This is a genomic window from Psychrobacter sp. AOP30-A2-5 (assembly GCF_052378115.1).
Lineage (GTDB): Bacteria > Pseudomonadota > Gammaproteobacteria > Pseudomonadales > Moraxellaceae > Psychrobacter.
This window is the reverse complement of sequence record NZ_JBQSXK010000005.1, coordinates 38,519-51,748: the sequence shown is the minus strand read 5'-3', so window position 1 is coordinate 51,748 and position 13,230 is coordinate 38,519. Positions and strand designations below refer to the sequence as shown.

Here is a 13,230-nt window from a genome sequence, read left to right as displayed (position 1 = left end):
TCTGTAGATTCGATTTCTGCTTGAGTGGTCGCTTGTACCGCACTACTCGCAGGACTGACATTTGGGCTATCGCCAAGCTGCTCTTGTAATGGCATGGTTGGGGCAGTAGAAATAGTGCTAAGCTTAGTATCAATATTTTTATTATTATCGTTATCAGTTGAGGAAGCGCTTATAAAGCTTTCAGAGGCGTTCTTAGACGTGCTTTGCTCTTCTGTCCTCACAATTGGCGCACCCAAAGCAATGTTTTGTGCCGCACCAGCACTTGAGACATCTTTGTTTATCGTGCTGTCTTGTTGCTGATCTTCGATGCTTTGATCATTGGGCGCTTGGATGGAGCCTGCATCTTCTTTCTCATCGATAATGGGCACAGATTGCGAAGGCAGACTGGGTAAGGTAATATCATCGTCATCTAAGTCATCAAGATTGCCATCGAGATTAATGATTACACGACTGCTATTATTGGAGTTATTCATAAGCTTGCCCTAAAAGTTATCACGGTCAGTTATTTGATTATTTTAAATGGGTTGGTATATCGTCATGTTTTTGTCATGGACCATGACCCACGACAGTCAATTTTTAGCCTAGTTTATCATAATTCGAGTTGTGCTCAGACCTTACCATCATAGCCTATCGTCAATTTTTGCAAATCTGGCAAGTCATACCATCCCTTTAGAAAGTTTCGCTTAAGATTTGGCAACAAAAATCTGACCTTACACATGCTAAACTTCGCCTACTCTACCAGAGTTTATTGTAGAACAAGCCTTATTCCAAAACTTAACAACTACTTCACTATCGCTCACTCAACCCTCATTTTTAGGAATTATCTATGCCATCACTATCTAATACTGACAAAACGTACGGTAAAAAAGCAATCAGCATCAGCGCAGCTTTATTAGTAGCAACACTGGTGCTATCTGCGACAGGATGCAATACCACCCAAGAATTTAAGCCAACAGCCAGTGTGATGGTTGGGGCACATAAATCTTTATAAAACCTGCTATCTATCGCTAGTATTGAGAGTGTTCTAACCACTGATCAATTTACAAGTTGCCATTTTATATAAGTAGAATATACCATGCCACTGCCTTTATCACCGTCGCCCTTACCTGCCGCCTCTCTACGTCTTGCCTGTGCCTTAGCAATAGCAACGACTCTTGCTGCTTGCCAAACCAGTACTATCAGCGCCAACACATTGTCGACTGCTCAGAAGCCAGTCATTCAAAATACCTTGGGTAAAGATGGGCTAAATACCGCTAAATCAGGTCAAGACATTCAGCCCTCATCAGCATTGACCATGGATATGTCAGGTCGACACGAATATCAATTAGAAAACGGTCTAAAGGTAGTGGTAAAAGAAGACCATCGCGCACCTGTGGTAATGACTCAAATCTGGTATCGAGTTGGGTCAGCAGATGAGCCACTGGATAAAGGGGGCATCTCGCATTTGCTTGAGCATATGATGTTTAAAGGCACTACTAACGTTTCGAGCGACGACTATGAGCGCTTGATTGCTAAATTTGGCGGCGTCAATAATGCGTTTACTAGCTACGACTATACGGGCTATTACGAGCTATTCCCTGCCAACCGCTTTCCTTTGGCATTAGAGCTAGAAGCGGATCGTATGAAAAACCTACTGTTTAATGAGCAGGAATTTACCAAAGAGCACCAAGTGGTCATGGAGGAGCGCCGCCAACGCACTGATGATAATCCACTTGCCAAGGCTTATGAGTCATTTCGCTTATTGGCACTCCCGAATAGTCCAAAAGGCGAATCCGTTATTGGTCCGATGGATGAGCTTGAATCCATCACCCTTACAGATTTAAAAGACTGGTATAAAACATGGTACGCACCAAACAATGCAACGTTAGTCATCGTTGGCGACGTTAAACCGCAAGAGGTGTTGGCTCAAGTCAAACGTTACTTTGGTGAGCTAACACCAAGCGATCTACCTAAACGTCCTGCCGTCAGTCAAAAAGGCTTCCGTGGCTATCAACAAGTCGACTCCGAGCAAGCCGTACAAGTGCCAGTATTGTTAATGGGTTATAACGTACCCAGTCTCGTCACTGCTGGTGCAGCTAATGAAAAACAAGCTTATGCGCTCTCACTGGCTCAAGATGTATTAGACGGTGGTCTCTCTGCGCGCCTTGAAAGTCGATTGATACGCGAGCAAGGTCTGCTGACCACAGTGGGCACTTCATATGACTTGCTAGATCGTGGCGATGGACTGTTTTTGATACAAGCGACTCCACGTGAAGGTGTCAGCTTAGAGCAAGCACAACAAGCCATTATTGCTGAAATAGAAAAGCTCAAAACCGATCCCATCGCCGCCGATGAAATCGAGCGTGCCAAAACCAATACGGTCACAGGGCTCGTCTATGCGCAAGACAGTATGGAAGGTCAGGCGCAGATGATTGGCTCATTACAGTCTATCGGTCTTGACGATACGCTGCTTGCTGAATTGCCCACCAAACTCGATAGCGTGACGATTGCTGACATACAAGCTGCTAGCAAAAAGTATTTGGTAAAGGAGAATTTAACAGTGATGCATGTCATCCCACCTAAAAACCAAACAGCCACAGAGAAATAATCGCGCCGTGTTAGCTCTTTATTCGATACAAGCGCCAATCATAAAGACCTTATTTATAAGAAGAAAACCATGACTCAAAATAGTGATTTGTTGCAAAATAGAAAAAAAGCGTGCAGCTCAATACCATCAGCAACCGCCACCATGCAAAAACTGTCGCATCTTAGTGTTGGCATCTTGCTAGGTCTAACAACGTTGACGATGACAGCACAAGCAAACACAACAGGTGCTGAAGAATATCGTGGCTCTTCGGCAGTGGATACCAGCGCACCGATTGCCGCACTATCAAAGCTAACTAGCCTTGACGATGATAAACCGTTAACCGTTACCATCCCAACGATTCAGCAGTTCAAAACCAAGGCAGGCGTTCCCGTACGTTTTGTACAAACAACAGCCTTACCGATTGTCGATATCGACTTGCGTTTTAACGCTGGTAGCGCCCGTGATGGCAGTATTAGTAACACAGGTTTTGGTATTGCTAATATGACTGCCACTATGTTGACGCAAGGCTCTAAACGCTTAGACGAAAATGAATTTACTCGCGCTGTCGAAACCTTGGGCATCAATCTAAACAGTAGTGCTTATAAAGACATGTTTATTGTCTCGCTACGTAGCTTATCTGATGATAAGCATCTACTTCCAGCCGTTGATTTAATGACTCAGATGCTCAGCGAACCCGCTTTTGACGACAGCATCCTAGCACGTAATAAAGCACGATTATTGGTTGGCTTACAGCAGCAAAAACAAGATCCCAACAGCCTTGCTAGCATCGCATTTAGCAAAGCATTGTATGGCGAGCATCCTTACGCCCATCCATCAGCGGGTACGCTTGAAAGCGTTCCTACTATCGAAAAGCAACAGCTAATAGATTTCAAAAACCGCTACTTAGTCGCAGCAAATGCCTCTGTTGCCATCACTGGTAATCTAACCTTAGAGCAAGCAAAAAAACTTGCGGAAGATATCACTAGCAAATTACCGAAGGGTCAGCCTGCAACTGAGCTGCCTGAACCAAAACCACTGAGCCAAGCCAAGCACATTCATATCCCTTTTCCAAGTACTCAAACCACCGTACTTATGGGACAATTGGGAGATAAGCGCGCCACCAATCCCCAGTCTCAGCAGAAGCAAACCAACTTTGCGGTTGGTAATGAGGTACTTGCAGGCGGTGATTTTAATGCGCGACTCATGACTGAGATTAGACAAAACTTGGGCTACACTTATGGCATATCAGGCTCTATGAATCCCATGCTGGCACGAGGACCGTACCAAATCGGTTTTTCAACGCGTAATGACAAGGCGCGCGCGGCCATTGATGCCAGCTTAGCCGTTATCAATGACACTTTAGAAAAAGGTATCACCAGCACTGAGATGCGCTTAACGACGGACAATCTTAAGAATAGCTTTCCGATGGGTTTTGCGAGCAATGCGGGAATTAATGGCTTACTTGGGATGATGAATTTTTATCAATTACCAAATAGCTATCTGACTGATTATGTCAAACGTGTGGACCAAGTACAGCTATCAGAAGTCAATCAAACCATGCAAGATACCCTTAAGCCTGATGATTTCCTGATTATCACCGTTGGACAAGAGGATCCTTGGAAAGATAAAAAGACCAATAAATAGCCGCACAAAAAAATGCTGGGCAACACTATTTAGTATTGCCCAGCACTTCTTTATAGGTTAGCACTCTTTATGAGTGGTAATAAAAGTCGATAGTGGGTTGTCCATACAAAAAATAAGGGGCTGTAATAGATAAGGATTAAATATCACACCATATTCTTAGTATCTTAAGCTGATTAGACGGTGCGCCATAGTTAGCCCTAAACTCGCACTCTTTCAAAAATAAATGGAAATGCTTCTTATCGATCCCATTATGTTTTCTGAGTGTTCGTTTAGACTGATTCCAAAAGTTCTCAATGCCATTGATGTGATTGCTTTTACCGCAAGTAAACTCTTTAAAGTGATTGACTCTGAGGTGTTTAAACTCGCTCACATCCAATGCATGGTAAATTCGATAACTATCAGTATAAACAAAGCTGTCAGGCTTGATTTTACGCTTGATAACGGGCATTAGGGTAATCTGATTCTTGTAATACTTACAATACAGCTATTTCATATGATATGTCATATGAATAAGTCGCAAGTTAGAAAGCTAAAAACCCTTTATACTATTTTTCGCATAGCATAAAGGGTTTTTAGCTTTCTTAGATGACGTTGCCAATGTTCAACACGCCCTAATTTATTAGCTAGCGAGCTTAAGCTTTTTTACATTACCCATAAGTGCACTAAGATTTTTCTCAAGTTTACTTTTTTCTAGCTTCATTCTAACGACAACCTTAATAATCTCATCAGCCATCTCTTTATTGCCTTCAGCCACTGCCTGCTGCAATGCTAGGCCTTCACGCATAATAGCAACCCTTAAAGGCTCGATCTTATAAATAATGCGGTTGATAGATTTATGCAGATCCGACTGTCTATAGCACTTTTTTACCTTAGATGATTTATATAAGAGACTGTTTTTATCACTTTTTGCGCGGGCTAACGTCTCGATATAATCAGCCGCTATCTTGTCAGCATAATCATCTTGAATACCAATCTCTAAAATATTTTTTACTAATATGATATCTGTTTTTTCTAATTCAGTTTCTTTAATGGCACTTTTTAACATTTCAAACAGTCCTTCGTAAATGTTGGGATTAGGGTTGAATTAAGTGGTTATCGCGTATAAAAAGCAAAGCCATCGGCGTCACTATAACTGGCATGTGGATTCGTTGTTTGCGCACTCTTATATTCACACTCGTACAAAAGTTACTTTCACAACCATGCCAATCAATTCGTAATTGAGCTCACTCAAGAATATTTATATAATGATACACTTATGTTCATTCTAACCTAAGAGTACAAGTGTACACAATAGACATTCAACCCCTTTGATACAAAGGTTATGAAAAGCGGCTATCAAACCGCCATAGATTGATATTTATTTTGAGAATAGTACTGTTGAGGTCTATCAAGATAGTGAGGGTAAACAGCTCCTTCACTATTAGAGATTGTTTAATGACGCGTGGATTCTTGCTAGACATATCTAAAATAGATTGATGAAATATTTACAAAGAAATGAGTGAGCTACTTTTGCTAAGAAGGGAAAATCACTGGCTCATCGCCATCTTGCCAAGGTTGAAACTTGGTCATGGCTTGTATGAATAATGGATGCGCAAGCCAGTTTTTTAGCCATATTTGCAGCTTCGGATAAGGCAAACTGTAAAAAACGTCGCGATCTACATGAGCAAATTGGCGGACAAATGGCATAATACCGATATCGGCAATGGTCACACTGTCTCCTAGCAAATAAGTATTTTTAGTAAGCAACTCTTCTAAAATCTGTAGAAATGCTTCACCTTTTTGCCGATATTCTGTTTGGGTCATTTCAAGATGACGGTCAGCATATTTATAGCGATCTAGCCAATGCTTAAACTCCTGATCGTTTTGCTCAATTAACGTATTACCTTGATGCAAAGTCTTAGGGTTCAACAGCTCTTGTGGATCTTGCTGTTCAAGCGCCCACTCCATTATTTCCCGACTCTCTTCAATCACAACACCATCAGCGAGCTGTAAAACGGGCACGGTGCCTTTTGGACTAATCGCTAGCATTTTCGCAGGTTTGTTTTTTAAGGTTATCTCCCGTAGCTCTACCGGCAACTCGGCAAACAACAGACCGAGACGCGCGCGCATGGCATAAGGACAGCGACGAAAAGAGTAAAGACAAGAAAGGGAGTAAGCAGTCATATATTTTTTCACAGTTAAAACGAGATCAGCAGCCTTAGAGTCACTAACATCAAGAGTCATTTAGTTTCGTTACTGATCTCTATTAAGGGTTGGTAAAATTAATACTTCAAAGCATTGAACAAAGCCAGTATCATAGCGGCATTGAAAAACCCTTACCTTATTTATTATAAAACAAAAGGAAGATATAGTGTCGCAGGCTCAGACAACTATCACAGAGACACCTCATCTCACAAAAGATCAGAACTCTGTATTAAAGATTCTTACGATCATGGGTTACTTAGAAGGTACGTCCTTTTTATTACTACTTTGCATCGCCATGCCGCTAAAATATATGATGGGTATTGCAGAAGCGGTCACCTACATAGGGATGGCTCATGGCGGATTGTTCATCGCGTATATTTTAATGCTGTTGATAGCCACTACCAAAATAAAAATGCCGCTTTGGGCGATGCCAGCAGGGGTACTCGGATCCTTTTTGCCCCTTGGTCCGTTTATATTCGATCATTTATTAAAAAAGAGCTTGAATAAAAAAGCTTAAAACCCCTTCAAAGTAATGTCAAATAACTTACTGAACATGACGAACATTGGTGATTTTAAGATATAGCGCTATTTAAGCGCTGGACGGTATGTATTAATGACTGATCATGATGGCTGATTATAGTTATTCGTCAGTCATTAATTTTCCTATAAAAACTATTCACTTACTGCGACTGGCACTTTACGAATCAGCCATAAAAAGTACGCACCACCAATGATAGCCGCAATCGTACCCGCAGGCAGCTCATAAGGGAAAATGACATAACGCCCAATCCAGTCTGCTATTACCATCACCCCTGCGCCTAACAAAGCCGCTAATGGCAACTGGCGCTCAAGCTTTACCGCACCAAGTGACGTCGCCAAATGTGGCACCATTAGACCAATGAAACTCAATGGCCCAACCGCAAGCGTACTGGCAGTACTTAGCGCCGCTACCAACACCAATAACGCGAGTGTCACTGGTGTCACTGCCACCCCTAAATTACGAGCGACCCCTGTACCCAAACCAAGCACTCTTAAGGGTTTGATAAGCAGTAAGCTGAGGGCAAATAGAATGAGAGCAATGCCGATAAGATACCACACCGTGCTAGGCTGAGCGCTATAAGTGGTTCCAGACAACCAGCTAAGCATCGCCTCTAAACGAGGGTCGCCAGATAGCTTGACCATGTGCATCACCCCATCCATCATCGCGGCAATACCGATACCGACCAGTAATAGATAGCCAGAACTTACCTTACGTGCCAGCCAAATCACCAGCAATAACACAGCCATCGCTCCTGATAGTCCTGAGATTAATAAAGTACCAGCTCCGGCAGATAGCCCTAAGCTTGGTAGCAGTAAAAACCCTAAGATAACCCCAAGCGCCGCGCCCGAGCTCACACCCAATACTTCTGGACTTGCCATCGGATTGCGGGTGAGCGTTTGCAATAATACACCAGCGATGGCCAACATCAGACCCGTTGCCGCAGCGCTCAAACTGCGCGGTAGCCGATACTGCTGGGTGATCGCCCAATCGGTACTTAGTCCCCAGCCACTGACGTCTTGGACAAAAACACAGGCAACTATAATTATCATTACCACGCCAAGACCCCAGCGCCACCATGACACAGGTGCATGCTTGCCCGTTAGCATCGGGGTTACTGTTTCTATCCGCTCACGGCGCTGACGCAAAATCAGCCAAATAATCAGTGGTGCACCGAGAATACCCGTCATCGCCCCTGCTGGAATTTGCATATTTAGGATGGGTTCGAGTAATAAAGCAACATTGCTAGTCAGCCATAAAAGCAGCGCCCCTAAGACAAAGGCTGCAAGCAGACGTTTGCTAATAGAAGCAACTCCCAACGCATTGACCAGACTGGCAGCGCCAAGACCGATAAAACCAATTAGACCAACTTCGCTAACCACCAAGGCGGTAACGACCGCCACAATAAGCACCACCAATGCACGGATACCGTTAATCGGCACGCCCAAGCGCTTGGCTTGTGAGTCATCGAGACTCATCAAGGTTAATGGTTTTAACAAGGGTAGACAGACAACCGCCATCACGACGGCCGTTATCACTAGCATCGTACTGGTATGCCAGCTATTCTGTGCTAAAAATCCCGCCGCCCACGACAGCATACCATTACTACGTTCAGCAAAAAACAACACCAAAACATTGGCCACGGCGGCAAGTAGAATGTTTACCACCAAGCCTGCCAATATTAAAATGAGCGGATTAAAACGACTGGGTGCTGACAATACAAAGACCAGTCCCATACTAATAAGCGCGCCGACAAAGGCCACATAAAGTCCGCCATAAATCGCTAAGCTTGGCAAAAACAAGGTCACAATGAGCATAGCCAATTGCGCACCAACACCGACGCCCAATGTGGTATCTGACGCTAATGGGTTTTTGACCAATTGCTGTAGCAAAATACTGACAACCCCAAGCAGACCACCTGCCAATAGCGCCACTATGCTGGTCGCCACTATATGCAGCTGCGTCGCAAGACTGATAATATCCAATTGCGAGCTTGGAATAAACAAATCACTGATTGGGCGTGTCCACTCCTGAGCGATTAATGCCCACGTGCTCCATACTGACAATATTACAAGGATAATCATTACTGCCCAGATGCGCCATGTATCCTCAAATACCGAAGGTGGTTGCCGAGGTAATTTTGGTGCTGGATTGGGAGGTTTTTGCATGAGCTTGGAGTGTTGCTCTGATGGTGTTTTCAATGTGGGCGACTGAGACGCTGCAAGTGAAGTCATAGGTTTGACATAATCAGTAGTATTATTGGTATGAGAGTGATGAGTCTGTGGGGCAGTATTAATAGTCATGATGCTGCCCCACCTTTTAATGTCACTGTTGATAAATTATTTGCCAAACCGACCAGTGACGACATGCCACCATAAATCCATATGGGTGGCAGCTCACCTACGCAACGCTCGTCGCCATAGCCTAGACGCTGCCAAACCAAACTGTCTTTAATCTCAGATCGGGTTATCGGGCTTAAAGGATCGATGATTAATAGGCAGGTCTCATTATCCAATTGAGCCAAGTCGCCCATTCGAATAGGGACAAACCCCCATTGATTGCCTTTGCCTAATACATCCAGCTCTTTGCCCATCTGGCTTAGCACGGGCTGAAACAAACTATTTTTGACATACATGCGCATGTTATTGGCATCAGCAAACTGCACAACGGCAAATCTCTTTACTTTTGGATAGCGCTGCTGCAGACGCTCACTTGCCAGTTTGATATCTTTCTGACTTTTTGTAATATAGCTTTCAGCCAAGACTGGTTCATCAATTAGCTGTCCCAACTGACGAGTCGGCTCAGTATAATCTGCCCAAGTTGCAGTATCACCTTTAGCGGCGAACATGACCGACTCAGAGGGCACATCTCCATAGAGATTGCGGGCATGCTCATAAAAAAAGTTATCGACGACCAAATCGACAGGCAATTGGGCAACCAATTCCGCATTAGGCTGATAGCGAATGCCCAAATCAATGATTGAGGTTGGCAATTCAGGCGTACCTACCCATCTGTCCCACACCCTCACATCACCCGTCGCTATCGGGGGGTAACCCATAGCGGTCAAGGTTGCCGCATTGCCCCAATCAGGTGAGACTATATTGATGTTAGCGTTATCTGCATTGCCCACTTGAGCGTCTTTTTGTGCCGTTATTGGTTGGTGACAGGCCGTCAGCACCATGCTCAGTGTTAAGCTTGCTATAAGCGGCAACCACTTATATTTACTGATAGTGAGATTTGAGCCAGCTTTTATAAAAGGTTTTATGAAAGATTTTATGGCTATTAAAGAGAACAGATATTTATAAAGAGCAGGAAACATAGCGGCCTATCTTTTGCGCGAATAAGAGAAAATCAGAAATGAAAAAGATGAGGCAAATACTAGGGCATGCCCTCATTTTAAAAATGGTTATAAAAATTTAACCCTTTTTAGCCTACTTATTCATTTTCGTTCAGATTGATGATATGCCCTACTAGGCAACAGCGACTGGCTGCCCCGTTATAGGATGACTAAGCAGCTGCATATCGACGTTAAAAATCTTGTGCAATACTGTCGGTTGCATGGTGCTGCCGATATCACCATTATGGCAAATACGGCCGTTTTTTAAGGCGATAACTCGATCGGCATACTGCGCGGCCAAATTAATATCATGCAAAATAATAACCACACTCAAACCCTGCTCATCCACCAAACGACGTATAAGCTGGATAACTTCAAGCTGATAGTGCATATCAAGCGCGGCTAATGGCTCATCAAGTAATAAATATCTGGTGTCTTGTGCCAGACACATAGCAAGCCAAACGCGAGCACGCTCGCCACCTGAAAGCGTGGCCGTAATGCGGTCAGCGAACGCCTCTGTTTGGGTGATGCGCATGGCTTCTATTACTTTATCTTTATCAATTTGGTTGGGCTTTTGCAGCCATTTTTGGTGCGGATAACGTCCTAGCATGACCAACTCACGTACTGAAAACCCAGCGGCTTCTGGTAGTTGTTGTGGCAAATATGCCATTTGTCGCGCCAGCGCTTTGCTACTGTAATCACTGATACGGCGCTCATCCAAGCTGATACTACCGCCACTACTCATCATCTCGCCTGCCAACGCTTTGATTAAAGTCGATTTTCCTGAACCATTATGTCCAACCAAAGCGACCAATTGGTTGCTATCAATCTCACAGCTTACATTGTCTAGTAAGGTATTACCTTGGCGACTGATGGTCAATTGGTTTGCACGTAACATATCGGTACTCATCATTAATTTAAATCGTTGTATTTATATTGGACAGCCAATAAAAACTGATTTTACTCGTAAACGATAATAAAAACAATTATCATTAACTTAAAATGCCATTCTTTTTATTCCCGTTCGCTGTTGCTTGTAAGTATCTATACGACCGATTTTCTTTTATCTGTGACACGCAACCCTTAAATACAAGCATAATTCTTTATCACTTTTATCCCCTTAATCATTTTTGAACTCGCACAAACCATTACTCAACTCAATGAAGAACACTTCCATGAGTTGAGATAAGCTGATTGGATTTTTAGTCGCTTTTATTTCTTTAAACACCGAAGAGCTGTCGAATACCAACGTCAGTAACGACTATCTATGCCGAAGCAATGGCTGTACAAGTATTATTGAAAGACACAAAAAAACGTCTGCTCAATCTCTTGAACAAACGTTTTTAATCCCACGTACAGCACCTACTACTCAACTTAGCGAGCTACAAATCTGGTATATCGTACTCAACACCTATCAGCTTGTCTCAAATGATTGCAAGGGTATAAATAAAAATTAAGGCTTGTTGTGTTGTCTTAGAAGACACAAGCCCTAGCGTTTTAATGCAGAGTTTAGAGACAAAAGTTTTTCGGGTCACTGACTCTTGAGTCGGCTGATGGTAATTCCCGTAAAACCAAACAATATCGTTAGTAACAGCGATAAATAACAGAAGAACGCATAAGGCAGATAATCAAGCACAGGCACGCCTAATGCTTGGCTGATAAACACACCGCACACACTCCACGGCACTAGAGGATTGATGACCGTACCTGCATCTTCAATGGTACGAGACAGATTTTTAGGATGTAAATTCAAACGCTCAAACGTCGGACGAAAGGCAGTACCAGATAATAAAATACTCAAATACTGCTCGCCAATAAGCACGTTAATACTCAGAGCAGACATGGCAGCGGCAAATATGGCGCGTCCTGATGTGGTTAATGTGTCTTTAATCCCCGATAACAGTGCTGGCAAGATACCCAATGCTGTGAGCAAGCCACCAAGACTGAGTGCCAATATCACAATCGCTTGAGTGAAGAACATACTCTGCACACCGCCACGCGATAGCATACCACCGACTTCACCCAGCTCTAACGATTCAGCTGGTGCATAGCCTGCAAATAAATAGCCGCCTAATTGTCCAAAGCTCGGCGAGCTGTGCAAGTAAGTAATAATCAATGCTGCCACAATGGTACAGATAATCGTATAAATGGCATTGACACGAAAAACCGCCAACCCAACCAGTACCACAAATGGCAATACCGCATAACCATGTACCAAACCACTTTCAATCAACTGACCTTGCAATACGGTTACTTGACTCAAGTCAGAGCCTGCGGTCTGCCCAGAGAAAAACCAAAAAATAATGACCGTGAGTATCCACGCTGGTACCGTGGTATACATCATATTGCGAATATGCTCAAACAAATCAATACCCACCACCGATGAAGCAATGGTACAGGTGTCTGATAACGGCGACATTTTATCACCGAAAAACGCCCCTGAAACCACAGCACCAGCCGCAATCGCCACATTGGCATCAAAGGCATTACTCATACCAATAAAAGCCACGCCCAATGTCGCCGCGGTGGTCAAGCTACTGCCCAAGGCAATACCAATAATAGAGGTCAATACAAAGGCTGAAATGTAATAATACTCTGGCGATATCAACTGAAAACCAAAATACATCAGCGTTGGAATAGCACCAGACATCATTAAAGCGGCGACCATCAATCCAATAAAGAAGAATAGATAGATCGCACCGATACCACGCATGACACCCGATGCCATTTGCGCTTGCATATCGTCAAAGGTCAAGCCTTTAAACAGGCCAATGCCCAGCAAGACACAAATAGCGAGTATCAATGATAAATGCGGTACCCAGCCAAAACCTATCATGGTAACGCCCATAATAGCGATGACAATGGCAGAAATCATAAATGCCAGTTGAGGTGAAATTTGGGTTAATATTTTTGGAGGCATCACACATCCTTAGCTTGCCAGTCAAATCTGGCGTTAGGGTT

Annotated in this window: 10 protein-coding genes and 1 pseudogene; 4 read left to right on the top strand and 7 right to left on the bottom strand. The window is 43.5% G+C overall.

From position 1 onward, the window contains the following. Positions 1 to 826 precede the first annotated feature (826 nt). The 3 genes from ACT3S4_RS05605 to ACT3S4_RS05595 all read left to right on the top strand — a co-directional run bounded on the left by ACT3S4_RS05605 (position 827) and on the right by ACT3S4_RS05595 (position 4,210). Positions 827 to 991, top strand: coding sequence for a hypothetical protein (locus ACT3S4_RS05605; RefSeq protein WP_157908393.1), 165 nt, complete (start codon positions 827 to 829; stop codon positions 989 to 991). Between the two features lie 84 nt (positions 992 to 1,075). Then, complete coding sequence (locus ACT3S4_RS05600; RefSeq protein WP_444760658.1) at positions 1,076 to 2,587, top strand: M16 family metallopeptidase; 1,512 nt, start codon at positions 1,076 to 1,078, stop codon at positions 2,585 to 2,587. Between the two features lie 69 nt (positions 2,588 to 2,656). Next, positions 2,657 to 4,210 (top strand): M16 family metallopeptidase, encoded by a 1,554-nt coding sequence (locus tag ACT3S4_RS05595; RefSeq protein WP_444760657.1) that lies wholly within the window; start codon positions 2,657 to 2,659, stop codon positions 4,208 to 4,210. A 136-nt stretch (positions 4,211 to 4,346) separates the two neighbouring features. Here the strand turns inward: ACT3S4_RS05595 and ACT3S4_RS05590 are convergent. From ACT3S4_RS05590 to ACT3S4_RS05580, 3 genes and pseudogenes are all read right to left on the bottom strand, one after another. Beyond that, positions 4,347 to 4,664 (bottom strand): annotated as a pseudogene (locus tag ACT3S4_RS05590) (IS1595 family transposase); the annotation flags it as partial. Between the two features lie 165 nt (positions 4,665 to 4,829). Further along, the gene (locus ACT3S4_RS05585; RefSeq protein WP_443518376.1) at positions 4,830 to 5,255 is read right to left on the bottom strand and encodes a hypothetical protein; all 426 of its coding nucleotides are present in this window, start codon (positions 5,253 to 5,255) and stop codon (positions 4,830 to 4,832) included. Positions 5,256 to 5,722: 467 nt separating this feature from the next. After that, positions 5,723 to 6,373, bottom strand: a complete 651-nt coding sequence (locus tag ACT3S4_RS05580) for a glutathione S-transferase (protein ID WP_443518374.1) — start codon at positions 6,371 to 6,373, stop codon at positions 5,723 to 5,725. Positions 6,374 to 6,560: 187 nt separating this feature from the next. On the opposite strand from ACT3S4_RS05580, the gene ACT3S4_RS05575 reads away from it, so the two are divergent. Continuing rightward, positions 6,561 to 6,911 carry a DUF3817 domain-containing protein gene (locus ACT3S4_RS05575; protein WP_443518372.1) on the top strand — a complete coding sequence of 117 codons (351 nt, stop codon included), beginning with the start codon at positions 6,561 to 6,563 and terminating at the stop codon, positions 6,909 to 6,911. 155 nt (positions 6,912 to 7,066) lie between these two features. Here the strand turns inward: ACT3S4_RS05575 and fhuB are convergent, their stop codons facing one another. The 4 genes from fhuB to nhaC form a co-directional block, all read right to left on the bottom strand. Next, positions 7,067 to 9,235 carry a Fe(3+)-hydroxamate ABC transporter permease FhuB gene (gene fhuB / locus ACT3S4_RS05570; RefSeq protein ID WP_443518371.1) on the bottom strand — a complete coding sequence of 723 codons (2,169 nt, stop codon included), beginning with the start codon at positions 9,233 to 9,235 and terminating at the stop codon, positions 7,067 to 7,069. Continuing rightward, positions 9,232 to 10,251, bottom strand: a complete 1,020-nt coding sequence (locus ACT3S4_RS05565) for an ABC transporter substrate-binding protein (protein ID WP_444760656.1) — start codon at positions 10,249 to 10,251, stop codon at positions 9,232 to 9,234. The genes fhuB and ACT3S4_RS05565 overlap by 4 nt, the downstream gene beginning before the upstream one ends. A 151-nt stretch (positions 10,252 to 10,402) precedes the next feature. Next, complete coding sequence (locus ACT3S4_RS05560; RefSeq protein ID WP_443518368.1) at positions 10,403 to 11,167, bottom strand: ABC transporter ATP-binding protein; 765 nt, start codon at positions 11,165 to 11,167, stop codon at positions 10,403 to 10,405. 633 nt (positions 11,168 to 11,800) lie between these two features. After that, on the bottom strand, positions 11,801 to 13,189 hold the full coding sequence (gene nhaC / locus ACT3S4_RS05555) for a Na+/H+ antiporter NhaC (protein WP_055124079.1): 1,389 nt from the start codon (positions 13,187 to 13,189) through the stop codon (positions 11,801 to 11,803). Between the last annotated feature and the right edge of the window lie 41 nt (positions 13,190 to 13,230).

Bases quoted from the DNA above. Each gene is read 5' to 3' on its own strand.
- ACT3S4_RS05605 (WP_157908393.1), top strand. From the start codon at position 827: ATGCCATCACTATCTAATACTGACAAAACGTACGGTAAAAAAGCAATC.
- ACT3S4_RS05600 (WP_444760658.1), top strand. From the start codon at position 1,076: ATGCCACTGCCTTTATCACCGTCGCCCTTACCTGCCGCCTCTCTACGT.
- ACT3S4_RS05595 (WP_444760657.1), top strand. From the start codon at position 2,657: ATGACTCAAAATAGTGATTTGTTGCAAAATAGAAAAAAAGCGTGCAGC.
- ACT3S4_RS05585 (WP_443518376.1), bottom strand. From the start codon at position 5,255: ATGTTAAAAAGTGCCATTAAAGAAACTGAATTAGAAAAAACAGATATC.
- ACT3S4_RS05580 (WP_443518374.1), bottom strand. From the start codon at position 6,373: ATGACTGCTTACTCCCTTTCTTGTCTTTACTCTTTTCGTCGCTGTCCT.
- fhuB (WP_443518371.1), bottom strand. From the start codon at position 9,235: ATGACTATTAATACTGCCCCACAGACTCATCACTCTCATACCAATAAT.
- ACT3S4_RS05565 (WP_444760656.1), bottom strand. From the start codon at position 10,251: ATGTTTCCTGCTCTTTATAAATATCTGTTCTCTTTAATAGCCATAAAA.
- ACT3S4_RS05560 (WP_443518368.1), bottom strand. From the start codon at position 11,167: ATGTTACGTGCAAACCAATTGACCATCAGTCGCCAAGGTAATACCTTA.
- nhaC (WP_055124079.1), bottom strand. From the start codon at position 13,189: ATGCCTCCAAAAATATTAACCCAAATTTCACCTCAACTGGCATTTATG.